At 52.3% G+C, this 16,592-nt stretch carries 11 protein-coding genes; 2 read left to right on the top strand and 9 right to left on the bottom strand.

Annotated features, from left to right (window positions below; translation table 11 throughout):
* Positions 1-101: 101 nt before the first annotated feature.
* Positions 102-5,183 carry a DUF1549 domain-containing protein gene (locus tag AB1L42_RS17490; RefSeq protein ID WP_367058817.1) on the bottom strand — a complete coding sequence of 1,694 codons (5,082 nt, stop codon included), beginning with the start codon at positions 5,181-5,183 and terminating at the stop codon, positions 102-104.
* A gap of 471 nt (positions 5,184-5,654) precedes the next feature.
* On the opposite strand from AB1L42_RS17490, the gene AB1L42_RS17495 reads away from it, so the two are divergent.
* Both AB1L42_RS17495 and AB1L42_RS17500 read left to right on the top strand, forming a co-directional pair.
* Positions 5,655-5,897: a hypothetical protein gene (locus AB1L42_RS17495; RefSeq protein ID WP_367058820.1), complete on the top strand. Its 243-nt coding sequence runs from the start codon at positions 5,655-5,657 to the stop codon at positions 5,895-5,897.
* A gap of 301 nt (positions 5,898-6,198) precedes the next feature.
* Positions 6,199-6,954 (top strand): 2-phosphosulfolactate phosphatase, encoded by a 756-nt coding sequence (locus AB1L42_RS17500; RefSeq protein WP_367058823.1) that lies wholly within the window; start codon positions 6,199-6,201, stop codon positions 6,952-6,954.
* Between the two features lie 20 nt (positions 6,955-6,974).
* Here the strand turns inward: AB1L42_RS17500 and AB1L42_RS17505 are convergent, their stop codons facing one another.
* From AB1L42_RS17505 to AB1L42_RS17540, 8 genes are all read right to left on the bottom strand, one after another.
* Positions 6,975-8,279: a hypothetical protein gene (locus tag AB1L42_RS17505; protein ID WP_367058826.1), complete on the bottom strand. Its 1,305-nt coding sequence runs from the start codon at positions 8,277-8,279 to the stop codon at positions 6,975-6,977.
* Positions 8,276-8,869: a tetratricopeptide repeat protein gene (locus tag AB1L42_RS17510; protein ID WP_367058829.1), complete on the bottom strand. Its 594-nt coding sequence runs from the start codon at positions 8,867-8,869 to the stop codon at positions 8,276-8,278. The genes AB1L42_RS17505 and AB1L42_RS17510 overlap by 4 nt, the downstream gene beginning before the upstream one ends.
* Positions 8,866-9,789, bottom strand: a complete 924-nt coding sequence (locus tag AB1L42_RS17515; RefSeq protein ID WP_367058832.1) for a VWA domain-containing protein — start codon at positions 9,787-9,789, stop codon at positions 8,866-8,868. Before AB1L42_RS17515 ends, AB1L42_RS17510 begins: the two co-directional genes overlap by 4 nt.
* Positions 9,786-10,823, bottom strand: coding sequence for a VWA domain-containing protein (locus AB1L42_RS17520; RefSeq protein WP_367058835.1), 1,038 nt, complete (start codon positions 10,821-10,823; stop codon positions 9,786-9,788). The genes AB1L42_RS17515 and AB1L42_RS17520 overlap by 4 nt, the downstream gene beginning before the upstream one ends.
* Positions 10,823-11,284, bottom strand: a complete 462-nt coding sequence (locus tag AB1L42_RS17525) for a DUF4381 domain-containing protein (RefSeq protein WP_367058838.1) — start codon at positions 11,282-11,284, stop codon at positions 10,823-10,825. Before AB1L42_RS17525 ends, AB1L42_RS17520 begins: the two co-directional genes overlap by 1 nt.
* Positions 11,281-12,204 carry a DUF58 domain-containing protein gene (locus AB1L42_RS17530; RefSeq protein ID WP_367058841.1) on the bottom strand — a complete coding sequence of 308 codons (924 nt, stop codon included), beginning with the start codon at positions 12,202-12,204 and terminating at the stop codon, positions 11,281-11,283. The genes AB1L42_RS17525 and AB1L42_RS17530 overlap by 4 nt, the downstream gene beginning before the upstream one ends.
* An 8-nt stretch (positions 12,205-12,212) precedes the next feature.
* Positions 12,213-13,175, bottom strand: coding sequence for a MoxR family ATPase (locus AB1L42_RS17535; protein ID WP_367058844.1), 963 nt, complete (start codon positions 13,173-13,175; stop codon positions 12,213-12,215).
* Positions 13,176-13,478: 303 nt separating this feature from the next.
* Positions 13,479-16,577, bottom strand: a complete 3,099-nt coding sequence (locus AB1L42_RS17540) for a hypothetical protein (protein ID WP_367058847.1) — start codon at positions 16,575-16,577, stop codon at positions 13,479-13,481.
* Positions 16,578-16,592: the final 15 nt, after the last annotated feature.

The raw sequence follows: 16,592 nt of genomic DNA on the forward strand, positions 1-16,592 counted from the left end.
CAACTGCCGAAGCATCTCAGTGGCTGATTAATACTTCGGCGGTGAGTATCAGTGCGGGGCAATGAAATTGTATCAATTCAGTTGACGATAGTGCGTTTATTTTAGCGGTTGAACAAAAACGCTGGGCTGTTAATCAGTGCCCAGGTCAAGTCCTGAACAATTGTCAGTCGCTGCTGGCGAAGTTGTACTTCACTGAGTTTGACAGCCCGTGTTAACCGAACCAATTGTGGATCTTCAACAAGTGGCTGCTTTCGCTCTTCCAGCGTCTTCTTCAGAACAGTAACTCTTGGATCTTCTCGCAGTGGCATTTGTTCCCGCTCGAGAGCTTCCGTGAGCGATTTGAGTTGATCATCCTGCTTGTTGAAGAAGTCAACAAGTTCTGCTCGCTCTTCATCCGATCGTTCGTCGACAGACTTCGCGAGGATGTCTGTAATCGCTTTCGGATTTCCGGGCGTGTAAGGAGGATCATCGCTTGTTGTGGAGAGTTTGAATTTTCCAAGCGAATGTTTTTTGTCCTGATAGTTCTGATCGATGGTGACTTCGAGAATGACTCCCTCTTCGAAATTGAGTGGCTGTTCGAGTTCGAAGGTGGCAAAGCGATCTTCCCCTGTTTTGGGAGAAGTTGCCCAGCCGTTGCCACTGTTTGGTTTCTTCCCATCAATTGCCGTCTCGATGGAATAACCATCTTGAGAGAAATCGGCGGTGGCGTTCTTCAATTTGACGGCAACTTTCTCATCCGGTTTTCCAACCGGCCAGGCATGGACGGTGAATTCTGACACCACGAAGTTTCCGTTTGGTGCGCGACCAGGTCCTTTCTGGGGCAACCGCTCGTCAGTCAATGCTTCGAATTTGAAGGCTTTGATTTCTGTTTTGATCGGGGTCGATTTCAGAACGTAAGCGCCAGTTCGATTGTTCTTTCCAGAGGCGAAAATCGCTCCGTCTTCTTCACTCTCAAGCTTGGCTCCATTCGTCGTCTTGAGATTGGAAAACTCGACCAGACTCCAGGGCGTTCCGGAAGTAAAGACGGACTGTTCCCAGAGCGAGAGTCGCTCATCGACCGAAGCCACGTGAGCGTCGAGTTTGGCCTGAGCTTCCTTGATCCGTTCCTGACGCTTTTGTTCCTGCATCTCTTCGTAAGCCCGGATTTTTTCGAGATACTCTGCCAGTTCTTTCTCTGCCAGATCAATCTTTTCCTGACGTTCTCGTTCCTTCTCAGCGATGATCGGACCGACTTTGTCCTCGTAGGCTTTGAGTTCTTGAACAAGTTCCTCATGTTCTGCATTCAATGTTCCCATAACATCGAGAGTGACATCAATCTCCCGATCAGAAGCGGAACGGTTGAGTACTCGCAGAAAGACTTCATTGACGAGTTGCCGGTCGTCTTCAATAGACGAGACCAGCCCTTCGATTGCATTGCCGGGCTGCGAAATTGCAGTACTGACGGTTTGCCCGTTCATAAGCGCCATAACTGGTCCGAGTTGCAGCTCTGACGATCGTTCACACTCGCAGGACGATTCGCGAACCGGTCGTCCGAGATTCGCCAGAAATCCGTCGCCGAGTTCAATTGCAGAATCCGGAATGGCAGCTGCGCGGGTCCCTTCTGGCACGCCGGGGATTTCCATCTTCGAGCCTGTCACAGCGTAAACAGAATCGTAGAGGACTTCGGCGGGCAATCGTTTGGGATAAGCGTGTGAATAGTTGAGTTGATCGTCTGCATTCCACTCGTTTGTGGCGATGCTCAGCTGATACGTTCGCGACTGACAAATGTCGATCATCAACTTCTGGACATCGAAACCGGACTCGATAAATCGGTCGGTGAGATAGGCCATCAACTCCGGATTTGAAGGAGGATTCCCAGCCCGAATGTCATCGAGCGGCTCAATCAGTCCGACGCCCATGAGGTATCCCCACACGCGATTGACATAGCTTGATGCGAAGTAATCGTTCTCTGCGGACGTAATCCACTCCGCCAAGGTTTTACGTCGAGTACTGTCTTCGGCGTTCTGGAGATCCCGATCGAACGGAACCAGTGGGTTGACTACATCTCCGGTTCGATCGTGAACGACTTCACCTTCTTCTTGATCGAAGACGACTTCCCAAAGTGGCTTGGCTCCCTCAACGGCTGTTCCGCCAAGGTTACCGTCTTTGTTTTCCGGATCGCGTTTCAACCCGACCTGAGCGAAGAAGGCTGCGGTTTCGTAATACTGATCCTGCGTCCATCGTTCGAATGGGTGATCGTGACACTTGTTGCAATTGAACCGCACACCGAGAAACAGGTGCGTCGTGTTTTCCATCATCGCGTCGGGTTCGCGAAGAATCTTGTAATACGAGGCTGCCGGGTTTGATTTGTTCGAGCCAGAGGCTGTCAAAACGAGGCGAGCAAATTCGTCGTAAGGCGTGTTCTGTTGGACGTGCGATCGAATCCAGTCGCGGAAGAGCTTGGCACCTTCCCCGCCGATGAACTTTCCATTGACCTGAAGCATGTCAGCCCACTTGTTGGACCAATGCTCGACGTACGCTTCTGAACCGACAAGTTGTTCGACAAGTGCGTTCCGCTTTTCGCGGACGTCACGTGAGTCATTGACGAATTTGACAACGTCATCCGCCTTCGGAGGCAGACCGGTCAAATCGAGATAAACCCGACGAATGAATTCTTCGTCGGTACACAATCCCGAAGGAAGGATTTTCATTCGCTGCCATTTTTCAGCCACGAGGTCGTCAATCGGCGACCAGCTCTCTGGCTCACTCCATTGGAATTCGCTTCGATCTCCCATCACGGTGACCGTTGCGGCGGCGTAGCTGCCTTCAAACCGTGCTAAAACGGGAGCTTCACCGCGTCGAACAGCGGTCACGACGGCTGCTCGATTGACGGCAGCGACTTCGGTGTTTCCACTCTCGAGGAACGCTTCTCCGGTGACATCCTGAGTCTCACCATTGGAATAGGTTGCGACGACCCGAATTTGCTGGCGGCCTCCAATTTGAGGAATGACCGGTTGCTCAGGAATCAGTTCGATTCCAGTCACACGCGGAACATCCATATCGAGCTGGCAGCCTTCGGCAATCCATGCTCGAATGGTTTCGTAGTAAGGTTCCCCCGGAACGGTCAATCGACCGCCCATATGAGGGACAGCTCCGGACGCTTTGAGCAGCATGAGGCTGTCGTCTGGAGAGGCGACGTTCGTCCGTCGGGATTTGATGTCGTCGGTGAACGATCGAACATCGAAGATCGGATCGTATCCGCGAAGAGAGAGTTTGAATCCGTTCTTACCATCTTTCGCTCCGTGGCAAGTTCCCTGATTACATCCGAGTCGAGACAGGACGGGATTAACATCTTTGATGAAGCTCACTTTTTGCGATGGATCATGAGGTGTCACGCTCACAGGGACGGTTGCTTGCAGGTCTCCAAACGTAACTCGCAACTCCCCGGATTCTGCTGCGAGACTTTTCACCCTCTTGAGAGGCGACACGAGAATTTTGTCCGAGTCGGATTGAACGTTCGCCATGCGTGTGAGATCGATCGCTCCTCCAGATTTCAAACGGCCAGTCACGAGTAACTGAACGTAATCATCTCCCTCAGCAAGCGAGACAGCTTCAGGGCTGACACTCAGTTCGACAACGGACTCACCAGCAGGCAGCGACTCTTCGCCAACAAGCGAGTCATCGATTGCACGCTGGGCTTCGACATCTCGGGCTTCAACAATCTCATCACTTGCGATTTCGACTGGCAAGACTTCTCGAACCACATCACCTGACTGCGGGTCGATGAACCAGAGAATTCCATCTCCTCCAGCCGCGACGATGACAGTTCCGTTCGGATGATAATCCAGTGCGTAAATGCCCGTCGGCAAATCAGTTTCCGTGAGCGGAGCAGTGTCCTGCGTGACGTAATCCTCGAGAGTCTTTTTCTGCTCAGGGTTTTGGTTCGTCACGACCGTTTCAACGATCGGCTTGATCTCTTCCGGCATTTCAAAATCAAAGTCTGTCGAGAACGTATAGACCTGACCTATGCCATTCAAACTCGATCCACAGGCGATTCGTCTTCCGTCCGGGGAATACTCGATTGCGTAGAGACGACCTTCCATCTCCGAGAATCGCCGCAACAGATTTGCATCATCACCAATCACACGTTTTGTGACGCGATCCATGCGGTAAACACGAGGAATCCCATCCGCACCAGCGACGGCGATTTCATCCCGGTCGGGACGTCGGGCGACAGATGCCAACCCCCCTTTAAGAGCACCGGGAGTAATTGAGGTGACATTGTCGACGAAGCGTGCTGTGTCAAACTCATAGAGCTTTGTCGACATATCGCGACCGACGGAAACGATGTGAGTTCCGTTCTTGGAAAAGACCGTTCCCAGCGGCCAATCATCGTGAGCCCCGTTGAAGAAGACCTGCTTTCCGGAAACGGAATCAAAGCCTCGAACAATGTTGTCGTGACAGCCAACGACGACAATGTCGCCTTGCGGTGACCAACTGATGCCGTAAAGCGTGTCCGATGTAATCGGAATCGATAGCGAGAGGCTTCGATCTTCGATGTTCCAAATCTGAACTTCCCCGGATCGACCAGGCTGACCACCAGCGACCGCCAGTTGAGACCCGTCGGGTGAAAACGCAATCGATTCAATGCGTTCTGCCATCCCGATCAAGCGGCCAACCAGCTCACTTCCATCACCGGATCGAAGCAGGACTTCATGAAATCCAGCGACCGCAAGCAGCTCTCCATTTGGAGAAAAGTCAAGCGAAGTAACAACTGGTGCACGACGATAAACAGGCGGATGTTCGGCATCATAGATCCGACTCTGCTGAACTGGCGAATCGTCATTCGCTCCTTGTTCAATCCATAGTCGAATGAGTTCAACTTCCACTTCCGAAAGAGGAGGCTTGCCTTTCGGCATCATAGCTTCTCCATCCTCAGGAGTGATTTGATCAAGCAAATAACTCGCTTCAGGATCTCCTGGAACAATGGCAGCTTCTCCACTCTCCCCCGCTTCAAGCAGATTGGAGAACGAAGTCATCACAAAATCCCCACCTTTTTTGGCAGGCTGATGGCATCCTTGGCAATGCAGTTGAAAGATCGGTCGGATTTGCTTGTGAAAGCTCACCGGATCTGCACTGAGGGTGGAAACAGAAGTTGCGATGAAGAGACTGAACGCAACGGAGAAAAGGGTTCGTTGGAGCATGGCGTCTAACACTCTGGAGGGAACCTAGTTCGTTCGTGCTGCCAGGTGAGAAAACTCAGGTGTCAGACGGTGACAACGAAAGAGGTGGGCAACCGAAATAGGTTGAGTGTTGCTTACCCTGAGTTCCGTGGCAGCGGAAGGTCGATCCGCATATCAGAATTCACTGATATTGTCTTTCATCTTACATCATCGCCAAACAATTGCAAGTAAATTGAGATGAGTCGATTTGAAATTGAGAATCGGCGCTCGCAAACAGGTCTCAAAAAACGGATTCCCCGAAAACCCGTCGCATTCATCAACCGGTTTTGATACTTTAATGGGCGTTGAGGAATGTGAGTTTTCTGAGTCCGTCCAATGAATGGTTTGTGAGAGTAAAACGGGCTCGAGAATCAAAGTCATATTCCTGGTTTGTTGAACCAGTTCTCTGACTCCCAAACGGAGGAAGGAGAACAAGACATGGAGGATTCGGTCATGAACCCATCTGCGCAAAAAGACACAGCGATCATGATCGCTGTCGGAAGACTCTTCGATCTGGAGAGACGAGTCAGCTCGCGAGCCGCTGGCCGCATTCGAAACCTGACGATCGAGTCTCTCGGCGATTCGATTGTGCTTCTTGGCGAGACGAACACTTACTTTGCCAAACAGCTCGCAACGCAAGTTTGTCGCGAACAGTTCCGCGATGTCGCTTTGCTCAACAACATCGAAGTGATTTAGAGTGATTCCGATGGCTTCGAATCAACTCGGTTTCCACGACGCTTGTTGAACGAAGACTTTGCGGACTCGTTGAAACACAGACTCCACAAACCTGCCTTAAAGTCTGTTGGTACGATCTTGGACCGAAGTGCTCATCAGCACCGAATTCCTACGAGCAAAGAATCCATCATCGATTGCTCAAACCCTCGCTGGGAAGAAATGACTTTCCGCACTTGTCCCCTATGACTCATTCCCTGCCCTAACCGCAACCAAAACTTCTTCACTCGCTTCGTTTCTATTGCCTGCCTGTTAAACTCCGGAAATGATCCCTGTTTCCGTTTCAATGTTGCCCATGCTGTTCGACCCGCTCTCGTTGCGCGGACGCAGTGCTGTTGTCATCGATGTGCTTCGCGCTTCGACGACAATCACTCACGCCCTCGCTCACGGAGCCAGTGCAGTCATTCCGACCGAGCAAGTGGAGCAAGCATGGGAGGTGGCCAAAGAACTGCCCGTCGAGGATCGACTTCTGGGCGGTGAACGCGAGAGTGTGACGATCGAAGGCTTCGATCTGGACAACTCGCCTTTTTCCTACACACCTGAACGTGTGACAGGAAAGACGGTCATCTTTACGACGACGAACGGAACTTTCGCGCTTCAGAAATGTTCTCAAGCCGAACGGATTCTGATCGGTTCTTTCACAAACTTGTCCGCGATTGTTGAATCACTCATCAGCTTTCAGCTTCCGGTCCATCTTGTCTGTGCCGGAACTAACCGCCAGCTTACCGCTGAAGATATTCTCTTCGCGGGAGCAGTCGCCGATCGCCTTTTGACAGAGAGTGAAGGTCAGTTTGAACTGAGCTCTGTCGAATCGCAGATGGCGGTCGACTTCTACCGGTCACATCGAATCGGAACAGACGCGTTTCATTCCGCGATGTTCGGAAGCCTCGGCGGAACAAACCTGCGCAAGCTGGGCCTTGATGAAGATATCAAGCGAGCGATGGACGTCGACCGATTCTCGATCGTCCCTGAGTGGAACCCCGCACTCAATCGCATCACGGTTTCGCAAGACGAGCGATAAACTCTGAACGAGTCACTCCCCTACGCCTTCGCGATCGGTGCCGGATTCAAGTCTGCCAGATCCCGATGGGAAGCGTGCTTGGCGTGAATCATTTGCTGATGATCAGCTCGCGACAGCTGCGATACAATTTTCCAGAGTGGCTGTCCGTTCCACGTGTTCGGATCGCCACCTCCATATAAGCGAAACTCGAGATCGCCGATCATCTTTGAAGCTTCACCCGCAAGGCGTTCTCTTTGCGTTGAACCATCACTCTCCTCACTGCCGAGGTGCGGATGGACTCGCATCCACTCGATCCAAGCCTGATAAGCTGCCTTTGCATCATTGTTTTGACACGCATCTTTGAGTCTTCTCGGAACTTGCTTCTGAGGGTCATTGAAGTATGTATTGAATGCGTGTTGAAGATTCTTACTGAACACAAAGTAAAGTGTGATTAGGACCGTCGCAGCTGCAGCGAAGTACAAAGCGAAGTGCCTCGCCCCCCCTGTGTTTGTCGAAGCAGGGGATGAGGTGTCAGCAGAAATAGTTCCGCTCACAGAAGCAGTTCTTCCGGGGAGCGTTTTACTTTCGAAGACTTCGTCGTCTGGATTCCACCATCGCACCTCAACATCGGGAATCGTGTATGTGCCGGGTTGCTCAAACTGAAGCTTCACACTGTCGGTCCGCTCTGCCTTCGCGACTCCACGCTCGACGGTGTCGACGACTTTTGGAGCACTCGGATACGTCCGCACTCCATCGGGCAGGTCCATAGAAATAGGAGGCATCAGCATTGCCGTCACTCCTTCTGCACGTCGGACCATTGTTCGCTGAAGGACGTCTCCCGGGGCCAACTCCTGTTGCTCGTCGAGTGACCAGGACTGAGTGAATTCCAGTTTCGGAACTGAGATCACAATTTCACCCGGTTCAGCACCGGGTGGGCGTTTTGATTCAAAAGAAACCGGCGACGTCTGAACAGAATGATCTTCAGACTTCCCTGTGAACGACGGCTTACTCGAGTAGCGGACTCGAAACGAGGGAACGGTGATCTTTCCGGCTTGTTGAGTGAATATTGCGAATTCGTGTCGCTGGGTCAGCAACGATTCGCCGTCAACATCTTCACTTCCAACAACAGGGTTTCCCATCTTCAGAATGACCGTGGATGGCAATTCCGGAAGATCGAAAGCTGCGGCGGAGCTGAAGGGGCCTGGAGAATACAATGTGACAATCAGTGGAACGCCCTGCCCCATCCAAGCTGATTCTTTTCCCATCTCAACTTGAATGGTTTCCGCACTCCACAACGAGAGAGGACACAGCAAGACCGAATACACGAGCACAGCGATGCGAGTCACTCGTCCGCCTCCCCGGCTGATTCACGAGCCAATTGATAGGAGAATTTCGCTTGAAGGAATTGAGAAGGTTGAGTCTGAACTCTTCGAAGCCAAAGGGCCTGCATCTCTGAGTTAGAAATCGGCTTTTGATCGTCGACAGTCGTTTCCTGTCCACCGGACTTCTTCTTATCGAAGACGATTTTATCCGCCCCGAGTTGCTGATCTCCTAAGTCTCCTCCCTCCTGCTCGACACGTTTCGCGCGGGCAACCGCAATCGCTCGATTGGTCTTCGCATCTTCACGGTCAGGACTCAACTCCAAAGCACGATCATATCGCTTGATCGCTGCTTCGTACTTGCCTCTCATGACAAGACAGTTTCCGCGATTGTACTCTGCATCGGATGTCGCCACGCGAGCAAACTCCTGTTCGGCTTTCTCAAACTCACCCGCTCGAAACCATGCCTCGCCTCGACGCATCGGGTCTCGAAACGTCACAGCTGCGTCCGCGAATTTCTCGTGATTGAAGAGCCGTTGCCCCTGCTGATCGGGAGTCAACCAGAATCCGATCCATGAAAAGGCGAAAACGAAGAGAGTGATGGCCAGCGCTTTCACAATGTCTCCCCTTTCGGATGAATGAACTCCTCACGGCGAAAGGTTGTGAGCAGCGATAAAGCAACAAACGGAACGAGCCACCAGCCCGCTTCCTGCCACCGTGCTCCATCTTGCTTTTCTGCGACCGCAACTGGTTTTCTGGCTGTCATTCGCACGAGAGACTCCGCATCAGTCTGATCAGACGACATGACAACAACGCTAGCGTCAATCTCGCGGGCGAACGTTCGAATGGAATCGAGCTCGGGAGTTTGTTCTCGAGCGATTGCCCACACGATCACCCGGTTCGCTGAAGACTTTCGAAACTCGGAAACGTCCTCCGGGGCGTACTTCGAAATCGCGTCTGCGACGATCACGATCGTTCCTCCGACGTTCTCCAGGGTCCGATCGGCCAGCTTGATTGCTTGGATCACATCCTCTCCCGGCTTCGGGAGAATTTCGGGCGAGATTTCAGAAGCCATCGTCGACAAAACACTCGTGTCTTTCGTCGGAGGTAAGACGAGATGCGCCGAACCGGCATAGGCGATGAGCCCGAGTGGTTGCCCGCTTCGCTGCTTCGAGAAGTCCACGATTTTCAGTTGTGCCCGTTCCATTCGACTTGGCATCAGATCAGTCAGCGACATTGATTCACTCGCTTTGAGAACCAACATTACTGGCACGACATCGTCAGAAAATGGGCTCGGCTCCAAACTCCAGGTTGGGCCAGCCACAGAAATCACGGCCAGGACCCCACATAATAAAAGTGCGAGGTGTGACCAATTACGTTGCTGTTGATGGCCTATCGTGAGTGCATCGACAAATTGTGGCTCCATCAACGCTCTCCAACCACCGGTCGGATTGAGCCAATGCTGCCGCCGCCACCAAAGGGCCACAACAATCGGAAGCAACAGCAGCCACCAAGGTCTTAAGAAATGAAAAATCACGAGTCGACGGCCTCCAGTTCGAAGGTCCGGGCATTCACGCGGAGCCTCTGTTTGATTTTGGTGGCCTCCGCAGAGCTACGCTGAGATCGGAAAGACCACAGAACCGAAGCGACTCCGAGCAGCACTGCAATAGCTAACGGAACGTAATAAAGGTCACGTCTTGGACGATAACTGACGGTCTTCACTTCCGTCGTTTCAATCTCATCGAGCCGTTGATAGATTTTTGAGAGTTCATCCCGATTTAAAGCGAGAAAGTACTCTCCACCAGCAACCTTTGAAACTTCGCGAAGCGTTTCCTGATCGAGTCGTTCTTCGCCGACGGTCTCAGGATTTCCCATAGCGACTGTATAAATAGTGATCCCGCGATCACGGGCGACTCTGGCTGCTTCGGGAGGAGGAACTTGACTGCCAGTGTCGTTGCCATCGGTCAGAGCAATGATGGTTTTGGCGGGTGCATCGCTTTCTGAAAAGAGTTGAATTCCCAATCCGATCGCGTCTCCGAAAGCAGTTTTCGGACCAGCCATTCCGACAGCGGTCTCGTCCGTGAGTTGTCGACACAACTCCAGATCCGTGGTGAATGGAACCTGCAAGAACGGAGCGTCTCCGAAGACCACCAAACCAACACGATCTCCTTGGCGGTCTTCCAGAAACTCGTCCAGAACCCCCTTCACAGCTGTCAATCGATCGACTGTCTGCCCCGATTCGTTGGTGAAGTCTTTCTGATCCATCGATGCGGAAAGATCGATCAACAGCAGTAAATCTCGAGTCGGGAGAGTGCGTTCGATCGGCTTCTCATACCACTGTGGTCGGGCCAGCGCAACGACAACCAATATCCAGATCAGGCTTCGCACAATCAGGGAAAGACCCTTCCCGGAAGTTCGGACAACTTCGCCTCCGCCCCCTGCCCCTTGAATGCGAGACAGAAACGGAATACGCACTGCAGGTCGAACTTCGACTCTTCCCGGAAGGAAGTAATGCACCAGAATCGGAAGAACCGAAGCGGCAAACATCCACGGATAATCGAACGCTAACATCACACTTCCTCTTCAATTGAAGTGTGGCGATTTGTCCAATTCGTCGCGAAGCTTTTTAGCTCTAACAGTCCATCTTTTTCGTTCCCTGAATACAAAGCTTCGGTGAGTGATTCTCTGACGGTTGCGTTCATCTCAAGTTGACCGGTTCGAATCAACCAGTCACACCATTCAGTTCCAGACAGTTTGGCGACGTTTTGACGTGGGAAGGCACTCAAGGAGGTGCGTTTCAGGACTGATGCCACTTCCGCAGCAGAGCGAGCATCTTCAATGAGCGCAATGGCTTCTCTTCGATAAGCGTTCGCCCTCCACTGTCTGAAAACTCGATAAGCCCAGACAGCCAGCCCGAACACACAGAGCCCCAACACAACCCACCAACCGGGAGCGAGCGGCCACCACGAAACAGGCTCTTGCGCGACGATGTCGCGGAGGTTGGAAAGGCTAGCTGGATCAGTCTTCATCATCGTTGACCCAAAGCAGTGAGAACTTGTTCCGAAACCGGGTCATGCGTGCAGATCGGCAGAATCGGGATTCGAAGCGCCCCCAACCGTTTCCGTAATTGATCGCATCGCTCCTGAAACAATTGCTGATACCGATCCTGAAATTTCGCTCCGGTCGGAACGTTCAGCCAGGTTTCTCCATCTGTGGCGTCCATCTGACCGCTGACCGGGAGACGAATTCCGAGCGGATCATAAATCAAAGCTGCCAGAACATCGTTGTGTCGAGCGAGCTTCATGACCAGTTGACGCGTTGTGTCATCATCGCCGTCGTAGTCTGTGATGATCACGATCAGAAAATCGTGAGTCGCAACGTTGACCGCTCGCCGCAAGGCAAGATTCAGTCCATTGGCATGCGAGCTTTGCTGCGAAGCGTCGAGTTGCTGGTTCATGGCAACCATCTCGTGACAGATTCGCAACACGCTCTTACGACTTCGACGGGGAGCAATCTCGACGAAATCATGGTCGTTAAAAAGGATTGCCCCCACGCGATCACCAACATCGAGCGTTCGCCACGCACACAACGCTGCGAGTTCGGCTGCCGTTGTTGCTTTCGTGGCACGAGCACTTCCGAAGAACATGTTCGAACGCTGGTCGACGAGCATTAAGACCGGACGTTCGCGATCTTCGGTGAACACGCGAACGTGTGGCTTTCGCAGCCTCGCGGTCGCTTTCCAATCCATTGAGCGAATGTCATCTCCCGGGCGATATTCTCGAAGTTCCTCGAAGGACAACCCGCGACCTCGAAGACGCGAACCATGTCGCCCACTGAGAAGACTTGTCACCGGTTGACGAGGTAACAGCGAAAATCCTTTCGCTTCGTGCTGCAAACGCACGAGTTGCTCCAGCGTCGCGTGAACAGTTGACGTCCGCTTCGATTCCGGCATCTCAATCCCTAACTGACAGCGACTTGATCAAGAATTGCCTGAATCACATCCTCTCGCGTTTTCCCGAGTGCTTCCGCTTCATAGGACAAGTGAACTCGATGGGCCAGACATGCTGGGGCGACCGCTTGAACATCTTCCGGAGTGACAAAGTCCTTGCCTTGCAGCCACGCTCGCGCACGCGACGCAGCATCAAGAGCGATCGTTCCACGCGGGCTGGCCCCGATCTCGATCCACGTCTTCAGTTCATCGCCATAGAGTTCTGGATTTCGTGTCGCGACGATGAGATTGACGATATATTCCTCGACCGACTCCGCCACTCGCACATCGTGAACTTCCTGACGGGCTTGAAAGATGACCTCTTCGGATATCGGATCGGGAGGACTGTCTGCTTTTCCGGCGTTCTCTTTGCGGACAAGTCGCAGAATCGAAAGTTCATTCTCGCCTGCCGGATACGGGACTTGAACATAAAGCAGAAAGCGGTCCATCTGTGCTTCGGGAAGCGGATAAGTCCCTTCCTGTTCGATTGGATTCTGTGTTGCCAGCACGAGAAATAGATCGGGAAGCTTATGTGTCTTCCCCGCGACGGTGACTTGTCGCTCCTCCATTGCTTCGAGCAGAGCTGCCTGAACCTTCGCAGGTGCGCGATTGATCTCGTCGGTCAGAATCAGGTTCCCGAAAATCGGTCCTTCCTGAAACTCGAACTCACCCGTCTGTTCAATGTAAATCTCCGAGCCGGTGACGTCTGACGGCAACAAATCGGGAGTGAACTGAACGCGCTGAAACTGACCGTTGATCAACGTCGCCAGTGTCTTAATGGAGCGAGTCTTGGCCGTTCCTGGAAGCCCTTCCATGAGGACGTTTCCATTCGCCAGGAGTGCGATCAACAGCCGCTCGACGACTGCTTCCTGACCGATCACAGCTGCATTCATCGCTTTGGAGAGTTGCTGAAAAGATTCGCGAGGAGTCGGCATTAGAGAATTTTCTGATTTGGTGTGCACTCACTCGCACGAGCAAACTCAGCCATTGATCTGATGAAAGAGTCCAAGCGAGTGCACAGGAAAGAGCAACTTGCTCTAGAGAGGTTTTCTACGACTTCGATACAGCAACAGCGATTCACGCTGCTACAGAAGAAGAGACCAGCCAAACAACCTGATCCTAACCAATCAAACTTGGACTCGCTAGGACCGGGCAATTGGCTGGTCAACCGACTTCCGCTCATTTCGAACAACGACCTATTCACACAGGGTTCAGTTCCTCGAATGAGTGAACGGCCACTATTCGACAGCTTCTTCGACTGCGGCCGCTGGAGCTTCGATCGGCTCGATTCCGGTCGCACTAACGAACATCGCTCCATTCTCAGCGATCGAGACAATCTGATCTCCACCCGCTGAGAACTTAAAATCGACGATCTCGTTATTGACTTTATAGTTGTAACCTCCCTGCCGATGAGCATGGACTTCGATCAGTCGTTGACGATCGCCCGTCTTCGGATCAATCAAGACCAGGTGTTCTCCAATCGCCAATGCCAGCGAAGTCCCATCCGGAGAAAGTTCCATGTGCGAGACTACCCACTCATGTCGGCCATTGAATGTCGGAACGGGAACAACTCCCGCATCTTTCAATGAATAGCTCCAACTTTTCTGGCCATTCGAAAGATCCCAAGCGACAACCTCTCCCGGTCGACTACCATCATTGGTGCCTTGATCAATCGTTAGAAGATGTTGACAGTCGGGATGGATGATCGCGTTCACAACATGCGGATACGAACGACCGCTGACATTAGGTTCTCCGATCGATTTCACCTCCCAGAGCCGTGCAGCGAGATTCACCGTCGGTCGCCCGGTTTCTTTAGCCAGCAGATATTGCCCATCTGATGACCACGTCAGTGACTGCCTCTCGGCAAACGGAAACAGGTCGGTCACCTGACTCTGATCGTCTTTGAGATTCGCAATATGGAGTTGATACTCACCTTGGTGTTCATATCCGGAGTCTGAGCGAACGATCCCTTCAATCATGAGTGCGATGCGACTCCCATCAGGTGAGAAGCGTGCAAATCGTTTTCCAACTTGAACATTCTTGATGTCATCTTTCCAGACAGTCTTGGTCGAATTCGGATCATCGAGATTGATGACAACGATTTGTTGTTCAGAAATTTGGTTGGACTGCTTTTGCCCAGCTCCAAGAGCCTGATCCCTATGACGATAGAATGCTGCAAATTTTCCATCATCAGAAATGTCGAGGCACCGCAATTCTTGCCAGCCGATTTGGTTGTTGTACGACAGCCGGGGAATTGCCAATCGTCTGGCTGATGCTTTCGGGGCTCCGACATCGAACCAATCAATGAGAAATCTCTCATTTTTCCCAGACTTCTCGATCTTATAAGCAAGCAGTTTCTGTCCGTCTCTTGAGCCGTAAACACTTTCCGGACGTATGTCCTGCGCAGGAATGGCGAATGGTGTCGGTGACGCTGGATGCCAGATCACGACTCGATTCATCTCCCCTTTCTCAGCGGGTGCATCTTCTTCAAAAACGCTCCACACATTGGAGTGGTTAAACCCCAGCAGTTTCTTTTCGTCTCCATTGCGATTCTCTTCCTCTCCCGGCCAAGCTGGAATCTTGCGAATTGGCTCTGTGACCAACTCGGTTTCGGGCTGCCATTCAACAATTTCAATGGGCTGCGGTGTCGATGATTCCGCAGAATTATTCTCGGCATACTTGGAATAGACCACAAAGCGTCCGGAGGGAGCGACTGCAGAAAATTGAAGTCCAGAAACTGGTCGCCAGTCGACAACGTTCAGGTGCTGATCATCAATCAATCCAATGGCTGTCTCGGTCAACTGAGTGAATCGACCACCTTCGAGTGACTCAAAGTGGTAGCCGTCTCCATCTGGTCCGGAAGGAGAGAACGCCGGACTCTGACCGTCCCAGGACAGCTCGTTCACCTGCCTTTTAGAATTGAACTTGAAGTGTCCAACAATCGAATTCCGCTCTGGATGATTGCAGATTTCTCCTTCCACAGTGTGAGGTTGAGTCGCCCCGCGAGAGAGGTCTCCATTGGGGAGGATGTTCCAGAACTCAAGCCGGTCTCCTCCGACCATTAACTTTGCCCCATTCGGGGAAAAGATTACATTCGCCAATTCGCGTGCAGAACCTGTGACAACCTCAGCTCGATCGTCCGCATTTCGTAAATCCCAGACGACCACTTGATCGGTTCCATGCACCGCAGCAATCTTTGATCCATCTGGAGCGACTGCAATTTGCAGCGGGGAGTTTTCCTCGACATTCGAAAACTGTGAGGCTGCATCAATGGTGCGGGTCACTTTTCCGGACTGACAATCAATCAGCAGAATCTTTCGATCACTCGAAACAGCAAAGATTCTTTTCGACGAAGAATCGAAAACAACAGGAAGTGGAGCCTTTCGCCCCTGAACACTCGATGAAGTGATATTGGTGCTTTCAAACGATTGCACCGGAAAGGTGGCAAGTTGTTCCCCTGTGTGGAGATTCCACAGACGCAGCTGCGCGGGATACGACCACCCCGTTCGATATTCATCCTTGATGAGTTCAGCCAGAACTTTTTCATCAGGAGAAAAAAGCAGCGAGATCCACCTGAGATCGTTTTCAGATTTTTCAGGGGCCTCCCACTTCATCAATGGTTTCCGCGAATTCACGTTCCAGACGATGAGTTCGTTAGGACTCGCAGTCGCCAGACGTGTTTCATTGGGAGAGATGGCAATGGCCCAGACATCTTCACTGTGTCCAACGAACTGATTTCTCGACGCAGGAGTCGGAATCGATTCCTGCTCGACTTCAACGAGTTGATTCACGGTTCGATCGGAGTCTCCAGATTCTGAACCAGGTTGCTCCACCGGATCAGTCGTTCCTCCGCTGCCGGAACCACTACCGCTACTGACTCCACCATCGTCACCGCCGCCTGGAGTGTCATCTCCTCCTGGGACTCGTGACGGTACTTTATTGTTGTTGACAACATCTGACTTGGGACCGAAGAGAAAATATCCAGCCCCCAGAGCGAGAATGGCTGTCACGACGACAGCACCAACGAGTTTGACAGGGCCTGCTCCTCCGACAGGTTGCGGAGAGTTTTCACCTTCTTGGGGGTTGCCGGCTTCCGCGGTGGAATTCTCAGCTGTCTGGTTCTCGAGTTGTTGTTGATCTTTAGTCGTCGGATCTGTCGCTGATGCTGAAACTTTCTCGTCTGGACTTTTCCCTGCCGCTGAAATCCCCGCAGCGACAGCCCCCATCCGGAACTTTTGTCGACACTTCGGACAAGTGACCTCGCGGTCTGGCGAGACCTCTGCTTTCAGCTTCAAGACCGCGAGACAACGGGGACACTTGATCGAGCTTCCACTCATGATGTTTCTTCCTCG

Source organism: Thalassoglobus sp. JC818, from assembly GCF_040717535.1.
In the GTDB taxonomy this organism is placed as follows: Bacteria; Planctomycetota; Planctomycetia; order Planctomycetales; family Planctomycetaceae; genus Thalassoglobus.